We start from the raw sequence: 18,007 nt of genomic DNA, 5'->3' as shown, positions 1-18,007 counted from the left end.
CTTTCTAGTCCGGCAATAATGCGCCCGGCAGGCGGTATCCATTGACATCATTGGCGATCAGCAGAACCGGCACCTGCCTGTCATTGGCAGGCGGATCAATCAGTCCGGTATAGAGGCCCGCGTCGATACAGCCTGTCAGGCTGATTTCGAACGGTGTCCCCATCGCGTCTGCCTGCCCGTAAATCTGACAATTTCCGATCTGCCCGCTGAACCGACCGGAGGATGAAAGCGAAATCGTTTCCCCGAAGCGGTGGTCTGTCAGGTCGAGGGCACGTGCGGGCGCGGCGCGGCTATCGCGTACACCCCAGAAGCTTCCGGGCTCTTCTGAAAGCGCATCGCCCAGCCAGATCGATCCCGCCGATGTCGCCAGCCCTGGCGCACCCGAGAGCGAGAACTGCATATCGCCGGACCCGCCCGGTAGTGCGGTCAGTGTGACCCGGTGAACGCCGCTGCCGGTATCCAGAAGGGCGCGCCCATCGGACAGGATGTGCAACGCCCCACGGCGCAGGGGCGGCCAATCTGACGCCTCCTGGCGGACGAGGACGCTCCACCGTCCGGTCAGGAGAGCAGGTGTGCCTGTTCCCGCCGGTTGAGGCGCTGAAATTGCAGCACTGGTGACCGACCGGACCGCACCCGTGGCGTCCTCAAATCTGAGGAACACGCGGGAATTGGCCGGATCAAAGGGTATAAATTCACCCGCATTGGCGCGGACAAAGACGGCAAAGAATTTATTGACGCCCTGGTCAAACACGCTGGTGGTGCTCGTTTCCCCGCGCGGCGTGATACAGCCCCCTGTCGAGGCGGTCTCACACACTTCGAGCGTCACCGGCAATACGGTCCCGCCGGTATCGACCGAAGCCGTCACGGTGGCCTGATTTGCGCCTGCGGACCCATCTCCCGTCCCGATATTCAGGGCCGCCGCAGACAGGAAGCTGATCCGGTTGCCGCTATCAGGAATGCGGACAACGCCGTCCGCCGATGGCGTGGTGCCGATGGAAAGAATATCGGGAACCGGCGCGGCCCCGATGGACACCAGAACCGAATTGATCCCTTCAAGGGGGGTCAAAGTGGCGTTTTCGCAGACGATTTGCGGCAAGAAGGTATAGCCTTCCTGCGGCGTTGTTGTGTTGGGTTGAAGGGCAATCACGAAGCTTATTGCCCCGCCATTTCCAAGATCGAAGGTTGGATTCAGCACGCCGATCGGCTGTCCGGCACCGTCCAGTTGTTGGTAGGACAGTGTGAAGGGCGGCGTGCCGGGCGCTGAGATCTGGCACGCCTGCGCCGGGGTCGTCTGCCGGCTGAGTACTGACATAAACACCGTGATTGGCGGCCCGCCCACAAATCCTGAACGCGCACCGGGCAGCGTTGCCGCCACAATCCGGCCATCCGGCGGATTATCAATCGCAAAGCGGGCCGAGACGTTTCGCGCAGCGGTCATCGACACCACACAAAGTGCCGCAGAATTGTCGAGGCAATCACCGCTCCAGCCCTCGAAAGCTGTCCCCGGCGCGACATTTGCGGTCAGAGCCACCTCGGTGTTCTGAGTGAACAGGGCGGCGCATCCACCGCCGCCACCGCAATTGATACCCAGCGGCAGGCTGGTCACGGCGCCCGACCCCAGACCCGTCGTGGTGACCGTCAAGGCATATCCGCTGAACCCCTGAATGGTGACGGTGACTGTGGCCGTATCGGAAACGCCTTGCGGGTCCGTTACGGTATAGCTGAAGCTGTCTTGGGCGGTCTGACCGGCGATCAGATTATTAAAGGCGCCATTGGGGTCATAGGTGACAACGCCGTTCGTGAGCGTGACCTCACCCTGTGCGCCGGCGGAATCAATGGCGGTGATGACAAGTTGTGCCGTTTCCCCGGAATCCGGATCATTGTCATTGGCCAGCAGGGCGGAAGTGACATCCGTTGCAGCGCTTTCTTCGTTGATATTGATCGCATCATCGGCGGCATCCGGCGCATCATTCGCCCCGGTTATCGTGATAGTCATCGTGCCGCTCGCTTGCAGACCGCCCGGGTCGGAAACTGAATATCCGAAGCTGTCATTTCCGGTCTGACCGGTCGCGAGACTGTCAAAGCCGCTGCCGGGCGTATAGGTGACTTGCCCGCCATTGAGGGCGGCTGTGCCCGTGGTCGACCCGACATTGATCTGCGAAATCGACAGCAATGCGCTTTCGCCGGTATCCGGATCGGAATCGCCATCAAGCAGGGTTGCGGTCAGATTTACGTCCGTATCGTCTTCGCCAATGGTTGCCGCATCATCGTCGGCAATCGGGGCGTCATTCACGCCAACCAGATTTATGGTCACTTCCGCTGTGTCCGTCAGATCTCCATCGCTGATAGTGTAAGGGAAAGTATCATTTCCCGTCACGCCCGCCGGCAAGGCGATTGCAAACCCGGCGGGCCGGCCATCATAGCTCAAATCCTCGCCATTCAGCGAGACGACGGCGCCAGAAGGCAAGGTCACTGGCCCCGACAGGGTTGACCCCAGCATGGGCTCATATCGCGATGCAGCAGAACTGATCGCTTCACCATTGACCTGGGTGATGGTCAGTGCATCGTTTTCGGGGTCGGAATCGTTGATAAGAACATCAATCGAATGCGCTTGGTTCGCTGCGAGCGAATAAGATATTCGGGTAAGTTCCACCGATGATTGGTCCGTAACAAATGCCGCACCGGCTGCATCACTCGCCATTGCGACAATCGGTGAGGATGTCACCAGAATGTCAGGTCCCAGAACATCATATCTGGAATCGGTAATAATCAAGAAGTCGCGAGGACCAGATGAGTAAGTAAAGAAAAAATGGTTTCCGATAACTAGAAACTCAGAAATATTTCTGGGAATACCATCCTCGACAAAATCAACAGGCCCCTGGATATCGCAAGAATCACTTCGGCATTCGACCAAATTTTCATCGCGCAATGACCGCCAAGCCAGAGCGTATCCGCCATCCACCTCGGAGATAAAATATTCGCCGTCTAGAACTTGGTTCTGCACCAATGTCTCCGACGAACCAAAAGATGAAAAGCCTGCGTCAGCTTCTCGCACCATAAGATGATCGTCGTGCACCGTGTCTGCCCGATAGATTATTGCAATTCTACCATCCGGCAGCGCGGCCAATTTCGCATCATAGTTCGTATCAATAGGAAATTCTCGAAATGAATTGCTGGCAACCAGTTGCAATCGATCTCGGCTGTAGGAACTCAAAATCAGGTCATTGGCATCTTGGCCCGCAATAGCGAGCTCACCGGTGCTGAGTAGAACAATGTCGAAGATTTTGTCGAAATCGAGAGACAAAAAACGAAGCCGATTGCCGTTGGCATCAAAGATAGCGATGCCATCAAAATAAGGGGCAACCGCGAACCCGCCGCCCGGCAATGCAATTACATTAAGATCATCAGTGCTGGAACCGACTGATCCTAAAGACAAAACTTCACTATATTGACCATTCCTCTCTCGTATTCTCGCTTGTACATCCGAACCGTTTTTCCAAACGATTACGTGCCGACCGTTTTCCAGTTCGGCAACATCGCTTGATCCTTGGGATTGCCCACCCGCGTTAAATATACTTTCGCTGTTCAGCGTATATTCGGCCGGATAATTGGCGACAAATTGATCATCGCGAGCGTCGGGTGGATTGTTACCCGTTTGATTGATCGTGACTGTCGCCGTGTTTGACGCACCCAGAGAATCCGCAATCGAGTACGTAAAACTATCCGTGTCGACTGCTCCTGGATCAAGCGCTGGCGAGATATAGTTGAAACTACCGCTCGCATTGACCGTGAGCACCGCTCCAGATGGAAGAGTGATTTCACTGCCTACCGCACCTGATTGGCCGTTCACTGCAGTCACTGAAAAGCTGTCGCCATTGTCCGGATCGCGGTCTGCGCCAGCTCCATTATCTCCGAAAAGTGAGCCGCTTAATGGTCTTCCAGCGATAATATCGAAGGTGTCGTTGCGAGCTTCCGGGTCATCATTCTCACCAGATATTGATACCGTTACTATGGCGCTGGCACGCGCACCTTGCGGGTCTTCGATAGAGTATGCAAAAGAATCAGTCGTGATCTCGCCCGCGGCCAGCGCCTCAAACGCGCCATTGGGCCCATAGGTGACAGCCCCGGCATTCAGCAAGGCTTCGCCCAGCGTGCCCGCCGTATTCAGCGACACGACGGCCAGCTGAGCGGTTTCTCCGGTATCGGGGTCACTATCGCCCGACAGAAGACCGGCCGTAACATCGCTAGCCGCATCGTCCTCGCCGGTGGCCAGCCCGTCATCGACGGCGGTGGGCGCATCATTCACCCCCGTCAGCGTGACGGTGGCTGTGGCCTGGTCTTCCAGCATGCGGTCGCTGGCGCGATAGGTGAAGGCGTCATTGCCGGTGACGCCGGCCGGCAGGGCGATCGCAAAGGCCGCAGTCGAGGCCTCATAGATCAGCTTGTTGTCGATCTGCTCGATAATGGCGCCGGAGGCCAGCGTGATCTGATTGGCTTGTGGCGCGTCGCCCGCACCGTTGAACTGTTCGAAAATAATCTGACCATCGACCGTCGCCACGATCAGGCCCTGACCATCGGGTTCGATATCATTGGCCAGGACGTCGAGGGTGTGCGCGGTGTTTGGGGGAAGCGAAACCGGATCGCCAAAGACACGCCCGACAATCTCGTCTCCAACCGGAAGCGTTGGTTGTAGAGTGCCATCGCGCCAGATCACGACCAGGTCTTCATTGGTCAGCTGAGCAATGTCGGGCTGACGCTGTTGCTGGCTTGATTCGATATTCACAACGACTTCAGGAGAGGTCGGCGCACCGAGCAGTGAGAACCGGCGCATGAAAACGCCCTGACCGCCTGAATTTGCCGAATCGGTCCAGGTCGCGGCGAACCCGCCGCCTATCGTCGGTGCAATCCGTACATCCCGCTGATCGCCCGGAATGCTCTCATTCACAAGAAAATCATCGCCTTGCGGCACGCCGTCCCGGTTAAAGATGCGGGCCCGGACATCAATTGATGGCGGAACGAGCGTATTGCTGGAATCTTCCCACGCCACGACAAAGAAGCCATTGGTCAGTCCTTCGACGGTAGGCTTTAATTGTTCGCCAACGCGCAAGGTCGGAACGATGAACTCATCGGTTTCGAACAATCCCGTTGACGTCAGAATCCGGGCTCTAATGGATCCAAATGGATCTTCGGGCACGTTGTCGCCATTGCGCCAGGCCACAACATAGTCGCCATTCTGCAACCCGGTGATATCAGGCGCGCTGGGCGGATTGGTGTCATTCCCGGCGACCGCAATGATCGGGCTGACCTGACCGCCATCATCGCCAAAGGCCTGGAAAAATACGTTTGAGCCAACGCCATCGCGGAATCCCCGCCAGACCACTGCGAAGGCCCCGCCCTCCTGCGCTGCCAGCGCCGGTTCTTGCGGTGATCTAACGCCGTCATCGCCGACTGTGAGGTCCGCAATGACGGTGGTGAGGTCAGAAGATCTCACCTGTACACGAATGATCATCCGATCCGGTTCCAGATCGGGACGGATAAACGTATCCCAGAGAAAGACGATCCGCCCCCCTGCGAGCTGAACGACGTCAACATGGGTGTCGGCAATGCCTTCGGCCTGAGACAGGATCAGCTCGTCACCGACAGGATTGCCATCGGCATCAAATCGTTGGGCTCGCGTCGCAAAATATCGCAAGGGCGCAAAATTCACGTCATCCTCTTCCGACCAGATCGCGATGAAACCGCCATCCAGAAGCGCTTCGACACGCGCATTCCGTTGTTGACCCGCAGCGTTCTGATTGATCGCAAATGTCCTGCCGCCATCGCCGGCCGTGGCGCCGAAGGTATCGTTAAAGGCTATCGGCACATCATCCACCGGTGTGATGTTGATCGTCACGCTGGCATCGTCTTCACCGCCATTGCCATCATTCGTAGCGATGGAAATCGAACTTTGCCCATTGGCGTTCAGCGTGGGCGTATACGTCAGCGTCGCCAGCGCCGCATTCACATCGGCCAGCGCGCCGGAAAACGCCATAACGGCATCGTCCGTGCCATTGCCCTGCGTGAAGGTGAGGCCGGCGGTCGTGCCCAGCGAAACGGTTGAGCCTGCCGTGATCGTGACGGTTTGCGCATCGCCATCCGGATCAGCGATCGAGACGCCGGCAATCGCACTGTCGGTGGCGTCTTCGTCAATCGTGATGGGCGCTGGCACCGTGACCGTTGGCGCGTCGTTCACCCCGGTCAACGTCACCGTCACCGTAGCAGTATCCGTAGAAGCGCCGTCGCTTACCGTGTAAGTGAAGTTGTCATTACCCGTCGCGCCCTCGGTCAGCGCCAGCGCAAACGCCGCGGCTGTTGGGTCATAATTCACCCCGCCTGCGGCCAAAGTCACCACCGCGCCGGACGGCAGGGTGATTGAGGCGTTTGCCGGTGCATCCGGCCCCGGCAGGCCCGCAGGCGTTATGGCTTGCCCGTTGATCTCCGTGATGGTCAGCGCGTCGTCATCCGCATCGCTATCATTGGCGAGGAGGGGGAGTGTATTCAACTGATTGGCGCGCCACGGTCCCGTGTTGAAGGGTCTGACAAGTGAACTCCGGTCATTGCCCGAACCACTATTAAAATACTCCATCCAGAGCGCGATCGTGTCTCCTGCAGCATTGGCGCGGACGATCGGATTATCCGTGGCGGTCGGAGATCGGTCTCCTTTGGCGTCGAATGCCGCTGATATGATTTCGCCAGCCGAATTAAAAGCCATGACCAACGCTAGAACATCATCAGGGCTGTTTTCCTGGCGCGCGGAAACAACAAACTGCCCTGATCCCGCAGAATCGAGGTTTACGGCAGACACTAGCGTATCTGCAGAGTGCACAAGGAACGGTCCGGAAACGATTGCACCGGCCTCGGTCAGCACGACAGCCCGCAATTCGAATTGCCGCGGGTTTACTGTCTGGTTTTGTGCAACCCAGGCAACTGCGTACTGGCGATCAGGGCTGCTCGCGAGATCAATATCTGAAGTGAACGATCCACCTGCAGCTAAGTTGAGATTTGCTATTGTTGCACCAGCGAGGTCGCGTAATGCAAAGGAGGGCGCACGAGATTCTGCCGTGGTCCCGGTTATTGCGGCGCTGGCCACCCGATTATCGGCTTCATGAAGTGCCGGGCCGTAAACCTCCAGCGCAAGCGGATAGTCGCTTGTATCGAATTGGCCATTACCGATGAGCGCGCCGCCAGCATTGAAGATTGCATAGTACTGCGTCCACAAAGCCCCTTGCCCAAACGGACGATGATGCCAGGACACAATAAATCCACCGTCATGAGTTGGCACGACGCGGCGATTTCGTATTTCTTCGCCTTCTGCGGTGCGTGAGCCATCCTCGGCAAAAACGCTGGGCGCAACCGCAGCGCCACTCCTGTCAAAAACCTGCGCGCTGACAAATGGCCCATTTCCGTTTTGGAGATACCATCCCCATGTCAATGCGGCATTGCCATTCGGCAAGGCAGCGACATCAATATCGAGCAAATCGCGCGCAGGCTGGCCAGTTGAGAATGCCGGTAAGATCGGCGAACCGTCAGCAGAAAAGAACGCAATCAGTACATCACACGTCTCATCATAATGAGCGACAACGTAATCCCCGTTTTCGAAGATATCTATTGCGGGAGTTTGGCGCGAACAACTTGCATTGAGATCATTGATTTCAATCGTTACTCCGGGCACCAGTCCGCTGGCTGCATTCGTTGAAAAAGCATCATCCACCGCATTGGGTGGATTAACAGCACTTACCGGAGCCGCCGCAAACAAGCTAGTGGCTGCCAAGCCTGCCAGCCATCCTAACCGCGTGTACTTGATCATATTTTGAGCCCCGGACCGATATTTGCGGAAAGCCTAACACAACCTTTTCGGGCGTTCGACTCGAATCCTTAAACGCCCGCAGACCGCCCTATCGGAGGCGTGAGCGAAGATGTGACAGGCTCCCACGCCCCGGCCTTGCCTACCTCCGCGAAGGCGGGGGAGCGCGATTCATGTGAGCGCAGCCCGAGGTGCGGCATTGGAAAGGGGAAATTCCCAAAAGCGCGACTGCGCGCCCGCAGCGAGACCGGCTTGCCCGGTCGCAGCGAGGAGCGAAGGCCCGGAGGGGCCTGAGCATCGGGAAAAAATGGCGCACCCGAGAGGATTCGAACCTCTGACCTCTGCCTTCGGAGGGCAGCGCTCTATCCAGCTGAGCTACGGGTGCGTTGGGCGAGGTATCTAACCGAGCCAGCCCGGCTTCGCAATGCCCCTAACGCCGTGCCGACAGGGCTTGCGCACGCAGGGCCAGCTTCAAAAGGAGATCACCCGCCAGAAGGTCCGGCACGGCCCCGCTTCGCTTCATCGCCCGTTCGGCGTCAAACGCCGCCTGCCGGGCCTGAACCAGCGCCCGCTCCGGCCAGAGCGAGGATTGATGCTTGAACGCGTTCGCCGGCGGGCCAAAACGCGGAGCGCCCAGCCGCATGGCGGCATCGGGCCCACCGGCCTTGGCTTCCAGAAGTTGATCGATCCGGCGCTGAATGGCCCGGATCAGGCCGACCCCGCTAGCCCCGGCGGCAGAAGCCCGCGACCAGCTGCCATCGGCCAGTTTGACATCACCCGACAGGGCGGTTTCCACCACCCGGTCCAGAGCTGTATCTCCACCGGACGCCGCACAGACTTCCACATCCGCCAGCGTGATTTCCTCCTCACCAGATGCGCGAGTGTCTTTCGGCCCTTTATAGAGGATCAGCTTGTCGATCTCGGAGCGGGCAATGCCGCGATCCCCTTCGATTTGCGGCAAAAGCCGCGCGCGCGCGTCCGGCGTGATCGTCAAGCCTTCAGCCGCCAGGGCCTCATCCACAAAGCTGGCCAGATCGCGACCCGTTTCAGCATAGCAGGGGGCAGCAAGCGCCTGTTTGGCCGGTTCAAACCCCTTGCGTAGCTTGCCGGCCGGTTTGAGATCGCCGGCCTCAACCACCAGCCAGGCTTCGGCGGGGGCGGTTCCGGCTTCGAAATCCTTGAGCCAGGCGGCAATCGGCGCCCCGCCGGCTTCTGTCGAGATCTGGACCCGCACCAGCCGGTCCCCGCCCATCATGGACAGCGCCGACATGGCATCGGCCAGGGCCGCCGGATCGGCCTTCATGTCCTCATCGGTCAGCTTGGTGACGTTGAAGGGATCATCCGGATCGGCCACCAGCGCCTTTACCAGCGCATTGGCGCGCTCGCGGACCAGGCCCCGGTCAGGGCCATAAATCAACCAGGCGGTGAGGTTCTTGTCGGGTTGAGCCAGCCGGTTGGCGACGTCACGGGCAGTTGCCTTCACGGCGGCGGCCTTACCGGCCTGTGCGATGAATATGGCGGGCGACCCGCACGGCGATCCGGTCCGCGGCATCCCGTGCCGCGCGCTCTTCCGCATCGCGGCGCGCGCTGATCGCGGCGAACGGTTCGGCAGGAATATCGAAGGTTGCCTCGGTGTTAACCGTTTCGGTCAATTCCGGTGTTCCCGACCGCGTATCGACCAGGGAAAAGTCAACGGACAGGCGCAAGACAGCCCGCGAAGCGATATCATCCGCCCCCACGCCGAGCCCCGACGTGTTGGTGTCTGTTTCGGTCACCAGGCGAAAGCGGCCACCGGCCGGCGTGCCGAAACGATCATTCAGCGCTTCGGCCAGCATCTGATCAACGCGCTCCTGGCCATCCACGGCGATGGTGACCGAGCGAATCGCGCTGACCTGTCCTGCGTCCCCATACAGCGGCTGGAAAGCACAGGCCGACAGCGCCAGCGAGGCGGCACCCAGAAGCGAAATCAGCGCTGTGCGTTTCATTTGTCAGCCCGCGACTATGTTGACGATCCGGTCCGGCACCACGATCACTTTGCGTACATTAAGCCCTTCCAGCGAACGCGCCACCCCTGCATCTGCCAGAGCCGCGGCTTCGGCCGTGTCCTTGCCGGCCCCTTTCGCCAGTTCGATCTCGCCCCGGCGCTTGCCGTTGACCTGAACCGCAATCGTCACGGTGTTATCGACCAGAAGGGCCGGATCGGCTTCAGGCCAGCTTGCTTCCGCCAGGCAGCCTTGGCCCCCCAGACGCTCCCAGCAGGCTTCCGCCAGGTGCGGCATGAAGGGCGATATCAATTGCGCCAGAAGGCCCAGCGCTTCGGCCTCTGCCGCGTGGTCCTGCTCGCTGTGGGCATCGAATTTCCTTACCGCATTGACGAAGTCATGGACTTTGGCGACGGCGGAATTGAAACGGAAACTCTCGATCGCGTCCGTCACATCCCGGATGGCGCGGTGTGCGGTCTTTCGCAGCTCCAGAGCGGCTCCGTCCGCCGGCGTGGGGACCGTTGCCGGGCCCAGCGCCGGATCCGCGCGTTCATCGACAACCGCCCAAAGCCGCTGGATGAAGCGCCAAACGCCATCCACGCCGCCATCGGTGTATTCGACATCGCGTTCCGGCGGGCTGTCAGACAGGACGAACCAGCGCGCGGCATCGGCGCCATAAGTCTCAATGAAATCATCCAGATCGACGACATTTTTCTTCGACTTGGACATTTTCTCGATCGCACCGACCGTCACCGGTTTGCCGCTCTCGATCTCGATGGTCTGACCTTCGCGTTCGTCCACATCTTTCGGGAAAAGCCAGCGCCCGTCCTCGGACTTATAGGTCTCATGCGTGACCATGCCTTGCGTGAACAGGCCGGCAAAGGGCTCGCCTGATGGCAGATCAATCAACCCGCAATCGTGCAGGGCCCGCGTGAAGAAGCGCGCATACAAAAGGTGCAGAATGGCATGCTCAATGCCGCCAACATATTGATCGACCGGCATCCAGCGCTGGGCTTCTTCGGCGTCAAACGGCTTGTCCTCCGGCCAGGGTGAGGCGAAACGCAGAAAATACCAGGAGGAGCACACGAAGGTATCCAGCGTGTCGGTCTCTCGCTTGGCCTGTTTGCCGCATTTCGGACAGGGCGTATTCCGCCAGGCCTCATGGCGATCGAGCGGATTGCCCGGCTTGTCGAAGGTGACGTCGCTGGGCAGCTCGATCGGCAGCTGATCTTCCGGTACCGGCACGGTTCCGCAATCTTCGCAGTGAACGACGGGAATCGGACATCCCCAATAGCGCTGGCGGGAGACCAGCCAGTCGCGAAGGCGATAGGTCGTGGCGCCCTCGCCCAGCTTGCGGCTTTCCAACTCTTCAATCGCGCGCTCAATCGCCGTTTCAGTATCCAGGCCGTCGAGGAAGCGCGAATTATAAATCGTGCCCTTGTCGGTGTAAGCCTCGGTGCCGATGACATGCGTTCCGGCATCGGCATCCGGCGGCAGAACAACAGGCGTGACCGGCAGATCATATTTGCGGGCAAAGTCCAGATCGCGCTGGTCACCCGCGGGTGAGCCAAAGATCGCGCCGGTGCCATAGGTCGACAGCACGAAATTCGCGCTCCAGACCGGAATTTCCCAGCTCTCATCGAAGGGATGCAAGACCTTGATGCCCAGGTCGACGCCCTTCTTGGGCGCTTTTTCGATCTCTTCTTCGCTTGTTCCTGCGGCTTCGCACTCGCGCGCGAAAGCGTCCAGCTTCGAATTTCCGGCCCGGAGCGAGTTTGTGATCTCATGATCAGGCGCAAGCGCCAGAAAGCTGGCCCCGAACAGCGTGTCCGGACGGGTGGTAAACACCGTCAGGCCTTCACAGCCATATCGGTCCTTGTCGGCCTGGTCCGCAAACGGAAAGGTGACATGCGCCCCGCGGGACCGGCCAATCCAGTTGGCCTGCATCAGGCGGACTTTTTCCGGCCAGCGGTCGAGCGTTTCCAAACCGTCCAGCAAGGCATCGGAATAATCCGTGATTTTCAGGAAGTACTGGTCCAGCTCGCGCTGTTCGACCGGCGCGCCAGAGCGCCAGCCCTTGCCATCAATGACCTGCTCATTGGCCAGCACGGTGTGGTCGACCGGGTCCCAATTGACCTTGGCCTTGCGGCGTTCCACCAGACCCTTTTCATAGAGTTTGAGGAAGATCGCCTGTTGATGGCGATAATAATCCGGCTCACAAGTCGCGATCTCGCGATCCCAGTCCAGCGCCAGGCCAAGGCGCTGCAATTGCCCGCGCATCACCTCGATATTCTTCAGCGTCCAGTCGCGCGGGTGCACCTTGCGTTCGCGTGCGGCATTTTCCGCTGGAAGGCCGAACGCGTCCCATCCCATCGGGTGGAGCACGTCAAAGCCCTTGGCGCGTTTATAGCGCGCGACGACATCGCCCATCGCGTAGTTGCGCGAATGACCGACATGGATTTTCCCTGACGGGTAGGGAAACATTTCCAAGACATAGTATTTCGGGCGGCCCGATGGTTCGCGCGGGGCACGATCCACGGCTTTCTCCGCCCAGAGGCTTTGCCATTTCGGCTCGGCTTCCTGGGGATTATATCGGCTCATGAAATTGTCCTGATCCCGCGTGATATGCGGGGCGTGGGGTTAGTCCCCGGCCGCAATGCGCAATTGGCGCGCCCGGGTCAAAATAGCGTTCTCGATATCTATCGCGGTTTGCGGATTGACGGTGGCGTCATTCCACTCACCGGGTGCGCTGCGCTCCTGACGGAAGACGCGCACGGACAAAGCATCACCGCGAAGCCGTGTATCAAGAATGTAGACGGTGACCTGAAACCGCTCATCCGGCAGTTCCGGATTGGCATACCAGTCCGTCACAATAACGCCTCCGAACGGATCCACCTCGTCCAGCGGCATGAAGCTGATCGTATCCAGGCTTGCACGCCACAAGAAGCTATTGACGCCAATGCCGGCCGGACGATCGTCGCTCGAGCTCCCTGGCAGGCTTGGCAGACGCAGGCCGCCCCGCTCCTGGCCGGGGTCTGATGGACGCGATGACGCGCAAGCCGCGAGTGCTAGCGCGGAAACAAGGATTACCGGCAAAGCAAAAAGGCGGCTGGACATCATCTCTCGGTCTCCATGAGAAGAAGGCTGGTGCATCCGGCAGGACGCCTTGATGCGTGCTGATCTATACCATGCGATTTCGACATGGCCAGCCATTACGGGCACCTGATTCAGCCGCTTTTTCCGAACACGGAACGTGGCATTCCGGCCACAGCAGCCTTTTTCTTGCCACAATTGCCGCTTGGCGCGCTTGACCGGACCGGCCCACGCGGTGTGGATTAGCGCCTCGTCCGGGGGGACGGGGCCGACCGGCGAGGCCGCGAGAGGCGCAATGACGCAGATAAAAAGCGCGATCCTATTCGGCGCTCTATCTGCCGCCCTCGCGGCCGCGCCGGCGCATACTTTCCAGACATCTGATCAACAATTTCCGCCTCTGGAGGCCATTACACTCCAATTCGAGACCGATGCGGCTCTTGTTGTGTCGGCTGCCGAGTTCGGCGGGGCTCTGCTCGCAGACCTGCAGACACGGTTTGAATGGGAAGGCATTTCCGGCAATGGTTGGCGATGGGGCGTAGAACTGGGCCTGCACGCTCAAAAAGACAGCGCAAGAGAAGGTTTTGCGAACCGGGTGGGGCGCGGTCTTGTGGCTGACCGCTCGCTGGCGACCGGGCGCTATACGGGTGGAAACCCGGAAAGCCATGACCGGGCTTTTGCGGCCAGTGCCGCCAACCTGTTTCTGAAAACCGGATGGGGAGACTGGCGTCTTGGCCTGACACCGGGCGCCGCCGCTTTCGAGACCCGGATCATGCCAACCGCCTCCGCCTATATGCGGCTTGATGGTGGACCTTTGACGCCCAATTACGGCGCTGCCATCCGGACCTTGAATGCGGGATCCGGGCTGGGGCCAACGCTTGTGTACTCCACACCCCGGATCATTGGCCTTCGCGCATCAGCGTCCTTTACAGCTGAAACCAGCTATTGCGGCATTGATCTTTGCCGCACCCAGGAAGGCGGGGCCGGCGTCCCGTCCGGCGAATTAAACAGTGTGTTCGAAGCCGGAATCAGCTTTGACCGGACGCTTCGCGAATGGGGACAGATCCAGCTGGGCGTAAACGCTCTGCGGGCTGACCCCGCTGCCACTCGCTTTACGAGGGACTATACAGCGATTGGCCTGCAGGCGCGCTGGTCCGGTGATCAACTTTCGGCCGGCGTCTCAACCCTGTGGGCGGATAATGCCGTTTCCAATGGTGCCTACACCGCGATCATGATGGCCATTCGTTATGATGAAGGCCCCTGGAGTTTCGGGGCTGAATGGGCGCGAAGCGACGATGATCTTGTTCTGGAGCGCCAGACCGCAGCGCAATTGACCGCTTCGCGTTTCCTCGGCGATCAATTCAGTGTGACTTTTGGATTACAGAATATCGCGACCGAATTTTTCGACCTTGGAATGTTAGTAACTGATAATTCAGCAAGAAATGGCACCGGCGCTTTCCTTGAATTGGCTTTCCGGAACTGACGCATCCGGAATTTGATGTTAAATTGACGTTAGAGTGAGATTCAAAGCTTCGCTTAACCCCTATCTGTGACTATATTGGGGATCAGTTGAGGGGCGTATTGGCATGAGCCACGCGTTTAAATCCGGTCTGATCGCAAGTGCGGTCGCTGTCGGCATGACTGCCGCAGCGCCGTCGGTTGCGGCTCAGGATGCCGTTAGCGCGGCCAGCAATGCGGATGCCAATGCGTGGTACGAAACCTACACGCTCAGCGCCGACATGGCGCCTGGCGTCAATCTGGATTTTCCGGAAAACGAAGTTGAATTCAGCTCTGGCGATGGCTGGGGGTTCACTCTGGGCTTTGATCGCAATGACGATCAGCGCCGCGAATTTGATTCTATCGAGTTTGGTGTCGATGTCGACCTGAATCGCCGTTTCCGGTTTGGCGGTTCGATCCGGTTTTCCAACCCGGACAATCTGGTCACCGGTCCGGAATTTGAAGAGCGGACGCCGGAAGTCAAATTCGAAACCGGTTGGCGCTTCTAGCCTTTAAAACCGTCGATCGACGCAATTCCTGAAAACCCGATTCCGGCCAGATGCCCTGCGGTTTCTGCTGTGATGCCACCCAACGCATAAACCGGAACGCCGGCATGCGGCACAAGCGTGCGCGCCCGCAAAGTGCCGATGGCAGGCCCGCTATTCGGACTTTTCGTCGGAAAAATAGGCGATAATAGCGCGGCATCGGCCTTGATATTTTTCGCCAGCGCCAATTCTTCGCGATTGTGGGCTGACAGGGTCATAACCTGGTCCGGGTTTTCCTTGCGCCATTGCCGCGCGAGATGCAGCATCCGCACCGGCCAGTGTATGCCTGCAGCGCCGACATCATCCGCCAATTCCGGGTCCGCCGAAACCAGCAGCAAAAATCCTCTGTCTTTCGCTATTGCGGCGAGCTTGGCCCCGTCGTCAAACCGCTCGGGCCGGCCGAAATGCCGATAGATCAGAGCGCAGCCTTTCGGAAGAATCTGCGCAAAGTCCATGACATCCGGCGTGCGTGCCGGATCGGTCAACGCGATCAAACCGGGAAGGCGGCCGGGCACTCCAGGGAAGCTACGCGAAGCACTTGCCAGAGCGGCAGTGCCGGAATAGGGGCTTGTGGTCATGACTGACCTTTTAGACGAGTTTTCTACCCGCCGGAATGAAATCCTTTCCAGCATCGCCAAGTCGGCACAGGACGCGGGACGTCCAGCAGGCGCCATTCAACTGGTCGGCATATCAAAAAAACAACCCGAAGCGCGCATCGAGGCCGCCCTCTCCGCCGGCCACCGCATCTTCGGTGAAAACCGGGTTCAGGAGGCCGAACAGCGCTGGATTGAAAGACGCGCAATGTATCCGGACCTTGAATTACGGCTCGTGGGTCCGTTGCAAACCAATAAGGCCGACCAGGCCGTGGCGCTGTTCGACGTCATCGAAACTGTTGACCGGATCAAGCTCGCCAGAGCCCTTAAAAAAGCCATGGACAAGCTGGGCCGCTCTCCGCGTCTTTATGTGCAGGTGAACACCGGCGAGGAAGACCAGAAAGCGGGCGTCGCGCCGCGGGATGCCGCTGCCTTTCTCAAACAAGTTCGAGAAGCGTTCGGCTTTCAGATCGAAGGGCTTATGTGCATCCCCCCCGCTGAGGAACCCGCGGGTCCTCACTTTGCCCTACTGGCGGATCTTGCCGCGGCGAATGGCGTTGAAAAACTCTCCATGGGCATGAGCGGCGATTATGAGACGGCGGTGAAATTTGGTGCCACATCTGTGCGTGTGGGCTCCGCGCTTTTTGGTGAACGCCCTAGCGCCTGATCTCCAGCGTATCGCCGGGTTGGACGATCTTCAACACCGCTTCCAGGTCAGATCGTTTCAAGGCCACACAGCCTAAAGTCGGCGGATAACCCGGCTTGGCACAATGAAAGAAAATCGCTGAGCCTAAACCCGGCACGGGTGGCGCATCATTGTGCGAGAGAATGACGATGATGTCGTAGAGCTCGTCTTCGCGCGTCAATTCCTCGCAAGAGGCCGGATAGGGTAGCCGCACAGGCCGGTTATAGGCCGCATCGTCCGGAGCATCACACCAGCCATCGTCTGATCGAAGCGCTCTGACCGGCAGGTCCGTTTCTACCTTGTCGAGACGATCCGCCCGAAATAGGACCCGGCGCAGCGTGTAGGTTCCGAGCGGCGTCGCCCCATCGCCTTCGCGCTTGTCAGCTTCAGCAACCACGCCGCCTTTTCCCAGCGCCGCCCGGTATGTTGCTTCTGGTGCAATGAAGCGCCCGTCGGCGTGAACAGTGAAAACAGTCATGGCGGTGATTTGCCTGCAAGGCGGTGTAAATGACAAGTGGTCGGCGCGGGACGCCAGACTTCAGGCCAAGCCCGGCGCGGCGCCCCGATCGCCTCCCCCACCACGGAGGTTTCACGCCTTCAGGCCCCGGCCCGGACGTGCCGGACATTAACCATGCAATTTTTTTGCCATTTTTCACGGGATGATGACGCTCCGCTCACGCCTTTGTGGCCTTGACCGTGATCCCGGACCCGGTCATTTCTGCCGCGAAATTTCTGCCGGTCGGCAGGAATTGCCTCTCGTACAAAAAATGGCATGATCACACTATGAGCGCGAAAAAGACGATTCTCTGCGTCGATGATGACGACGATCTGCGTGAAACCCTCATCGAGCAATTCGGGTTCCATGACGAGTTTGATGTGCGCGACGCATCGACTGCCACACAAGGCATCAAGACAGCCCGAGACGAACGGATAGATATCGTCCTCCTGGATGTTGAACTGCCGGACATGGATGGCCGCGAAGCGTGCCGTCTGATGCGCAAGAATGGTGTCACGGCGCCAATCGTCATGCTGACGGGTCAGGATACCGATGCCGACCAGATCCTCGGTCTGGAATCGGGCGCGAATGACTATGTCACCAAGCCCTTCAAGTTCTCGGTTCTGCTGGCGCGCGTCCGCGCGCATCTGCGCAGCCATGAGCAAAGCGAGGACGCGGTCTTCCAGATCGGGCCGTATGAATTCAAGCCGTCCATGAAGCTGCTGGTGACGGCGGACGACAAGAAAATCCGCCTGACGGAGAAAGAAACCAACATTCTCAAATATCTCTACCGCGCCGGCGGCAAGCCGGTGTCGCGGGACGAGCTGTTACATGAGGTCTGGGGCTATAATCCCAACGTCACCACGCACACGCTGGAAACCCATATCTACCGCTTGCGGCAAAAGGTAGAGCCGGATCCTGCCCGATCGCGTCTTCTGGTTACCGAAAGCGGCGGCTATCGTTTGCAGAATTGATGTTTCGCGCTTTTGTCATACTGGCGTCGCTGTGCACCCTTTTCTCCCCATTGGCGCAAGCCCAGAACGTGCTGACCCTCAATGTCACCTCGGCAGAAAATAATTGGGAGATAGAAGGCCGGACCGAAGACGAATTGATCGATTATATGAATTCCAATTTCGTGATGCGGTCATTCTATTCTTTCGAGATGCAGGCCTATCCCTTTTATGATCAACGCGTCGGGGAGGGCTGCTGGATGTGCATACGACGGTCCTGATGCCCGTCTGGATAGACTATGAGCGCGCACGCCGCGGCCTTCAAC

Annotated in this window: 13 protein-coding genes and 1 tRNA gene; 6 read left to right on the top strand and 8 right to left on the bottom strand. The window is 59.1% G+C overall.

Going from position 1 to position 18,007, the window contains the following annotated elements:
• Positions 1 to 4: 4 nt before the first annotated feature.
• From ACO079_RS10550 to ACO079_RS10525, 6 genes are all read right to left on the bottom strand, one after another.
• Entirely contained in the window at positions 5 to 7,846 is a 7,842-nt protein-coding gene (locus ACO079_RS10550; protein ID WP_421789843.1) for an Ig-like domain-containing protein, read from the bottom strand.
• 305 nt (positions 7,847 to 8,151) lie between these two features.
• Positions 8,152 to 8,228, bottom strand: a tRNA-Arg gene (locus ACO079_RS10545).
• A 45-nt stretch (positions 8,229 to 8,273) separates the two neighbouring features.
• The gene (gene holA, locus ACO079_RS10540; RefSeq protein ID WP_421789842.1) at positions 8,274 to 9,395 is read right to left on the bottom strand and encodes a DNA polymerase III subunit delta; all 1,122 of its coding nucleotides are present in this window, start codon (positions 9,393 to 9,395) and stop codon (positions 8,274 to 8,276) included.
• On the bottom strand, positions 9,337 to 9,828 hold the full coding sequence (gene lptE / locus ACO079_RS10535; RefSeq protein WP_421789840.1) for an LPS assembly lipoprotein LptE: 492 nt from the start codon (positions 9,826 to 9,828) through the stop codon (positions 9,337 to 9,339). Before lptE ends, holA begins: the two co-directional genes overlap by 59 nt.
• A 3-nt stretch (positions 9,829 to 9,831) precedes the next feature.
• Positions 9,832 to 12,426, bottom strand: a complete 2,595-nt coding sequence (gene leuS, locus ACO079_RS10530; protein WP_421789838.1) for a leucine--tRNA ligase — start codon at positions 12,424 to 12,426, stop codon at positions 9,832 to 9,834.
• Between the two features lie 39 nt (positions 12,427 to 12,465).
• Positions 12,466 to 12,945, bottom strand: a complete 480-nt coding sequence (locus tag ACO079_RS10525; RefSeq protein WP_421789837.1) for a DUF3576 domain-containing protein — start codon at positions 12,943 to 12,945, stop codon at positions 12,466 to 12,468.
• An 81-nt stretch (positions 12,946 to 13,026) separates the two neighbouring features.
• On the opposite strand from ACO079_RS10525, the gene ACO079_RS10520 reads away from it, so the two are divergent.
• The 3 genes from ACO079_RS10520 to ACO079_RS10510 all read left to right on the top strand — a co-directional run bounded on the left by ACO079_RS10520 (position 13,027) and on the right by ACO079_RS10510 (position 14,921).
• Complete coding sequence (locus ACO079_RS10520) at positions 13,027 to 13,164, top strand: hypothetical protein (RefSeq protein WP_421789835.1); 138 nt, start codon at positions 13,027 to 13,029, stop codon at positions 13,162 to 13,164.
• 49 nt (positions 13,165 to 13,213) lie between these two features.
• Positions 13,214 to 14,398, top strand: coding sequence for a porin (locus tag ACO079_RS10515; protein ID WP_421789833.1), 1,185 nt, complete (start codon positions 13,214 to 13,216; stop codon positions 14,396 to 14,398).
• 103 nt (positions 14,399 to 14,501) lie between these two features.
• On the top strand, positions 14,502 to 14,921 hold the full coding sequence (locus tag ACO079_RS10510; RefSeq protein ID WP_421789832.1) for an NtrZ family periplasmic regulatory protein: 420 nt from the start codon (positions 14,502 to 14,504) through the stop codon (positions 14,919 to 14,921).
• Here ACO079_RS10510 and ACO079_RS10505 read toward each other — a convergent pair.
• A complete protein-coding gene (locus tag ACO079_RS10505; protein ID WP_421789830.1) occupies positions 14,918 to 15,535 on the bottom strand; it encodes a thiamine phosphate synthase in 618 nt (205 codons plus the stop codon). The genes ACO079_RS10510 and ACO079_RS10505 overlap by 4 nt on opposite strands.
• Here ACO079_RS10505 and ACO079_RS10500 point away from each other — a divergent pair.
• Complete coding sequence (locus ACO079_RS10500) at positions 15,534 to 16,217, top strand: YggS family pyridoxal phosphate-dependent enzyme (RefSeq protein ID WP_421789828.1); 684 nt, start codon at positions 15,534 to 15,536, stop codon at positions 16,215 to 16,217. The two genes, ACO079_RS10505 and ACO079_RS10500, sit on opposite strands and share 2 nt — an antisense overlap.
• Here the strand turns inward: ACO079_RS10500 and ACO079_RS10495 are convergent.
• Positions 16,207 to 16,713 carry a L,D-transpeptidase family protein gene (locus ACO079_RS10495; RefSeq protein ID WP_421789827.1) on the bottom strand — a complete coding sequence of 169 codons (507 nt, stop codon included), beginning with the start codon at positions 16,711 to 16,713 and terminating at the stop codon, positions 16,207 to 16,209. The two genes, ACO079_RS10500 and ACO079_RS10495, sit on opposite strands and share 11 nt — an antisense overlap.
• A 305-nt stretch (positions 16,714 to 17,018) precedes the next feature.
• On the opposite strand from ACO079_RS10495, the gene ACO079_RS10490 reads away from it, so the two are divergent.
• Both ACO079_RS10490 and ACO079_RS10485 read left to right on the top strand, forming a co-directional pair.
• Positions 17,019 to 17,705: a response regulator transcription factor gene (locus tag ACO079_RS10490; RefSeq protein WP_421789825.1), complete on the top strand. Its 687-nt coding sequence runs from the start codon at positions 17,019 to 17,021 to the stop codon at positions 17,703 to 17,705.
• Entirely contained in the window at positions 17,705 to 17,962 is a 258-nt protein-coding gene (locus tag ACO079_RS10485) for a hypothetical protein (RefSeq protein ID WP_421789824.1), read from the top strand. Before ACO079_RS10490 ends, ACO079_RS10485 begins: the two co-directional genes overlap by 1 nt.
• The last annotated feature ends 45 nt before the right edge of the window (positions 17,963 to 18,007 follow it).

Source organism: Hyphobacterium sp. (assembly GCF_965228115.1).
Classification (GTDB): Bacteria; Pseudomonadota; Alphaproteobacteria; order Caulobacterales; family Maricaulaceae; genus Hyphobacterium.
This window is presented reverse-complemented; position numbering and strand designations above follow the sequence as displayed.

Bases quoted from the DNA above. Each gene is read 5' to 3' on its own strand.
- leuS (WP_421789838.1), bottom strand. From the start codon at position 12,426: ATGAGCCGATATAATCCCCAGGAAGCCGAGCCGAAATGGCAAAGCCTC.
- ACO079_RS10525 (WP_421789837.1), bottom strand. From the start codon at position 12,945: ATGATGTCCAGCCGCCTTTTTGCTTTGCCGGTAATCCTTGTTTCCGCG.
- ACO079_RS10550 (WP_421789843.1), bottom strand. From the start codon at position 7,846: ATGATCAAGTACACGCGGTTAGGATGGCTGGCAGGCTTGGCAGCCACT.
- lptE (WP_421789840.1), bottom strand. From the start codon at position 9,828: ATGAAACGCACAGCGCTGATTTCGCTTCTGGGTGCCGCCTCGCTGGCG.
- holA (WP_421789842.1), bottom strand. From the start codon at position 9,395: ATGCCGCGGACCGGATCGCCGTGCGGGTCGCCCGCCATATTCATCGCA.
- ACO079_RS10495 (WP_421789827.1), bottom strand. From the start codon at position 16,713: ATGACTGTTTTCACTGTTCACGCCGACGGGCGCTTCATTGCACCAGAA.
- ACO079_RS10485 (WP_421789824.1), top strand. From the start codon at position 17,705: ATGTTTCGCGCTTTTGTCATACTGGCGTCGCTGTGCACCCTTTTCTCC.
- ACO079_RS10515 (WP_421789833.1), top strand. From the start codon at position 13,214: ATGACGCAGATAAAAAGCGCGATCCTATTCGGCGCTCTATCTGCCGCC.
- ACO079_RS10510 (WP_421789832.1), top strand. From the start codon at position 14,502: ATGAGCCACGCGTTTAAATCCGGTCTGATCGCAAGTGCGGTCGCTGTC.
- ACO079_RS10505 (WP_421789830.1), bottom strand. From the start codon at position 15,535: ATGACCACAAGCCCCTATTCCGGCACTGCCGCTCTGGCAAGTGCTTCG.
- ACO079_RS10500 (WP_421789828.1), top strand. From the start codon at position 15,534: ATGACTGACCTTTTAGACGAGTTTTCTACCCGCCGGAATGAAATCCTT.
- ACO079_RS10520 (WP_421789835.1), top strand. From the start codon at position 13,027: ATGGCCAGCCATTACGGGCACCTGATTCAGCCGCTTTTTCCGAACACG.
- ACO079_RS10490 (WP_421789825.1), top strand. From the start codon at position 17,019: ATGAGCGCGAAAAAGACGATTCTCTGCGTCGATGATGACGACGATCTG.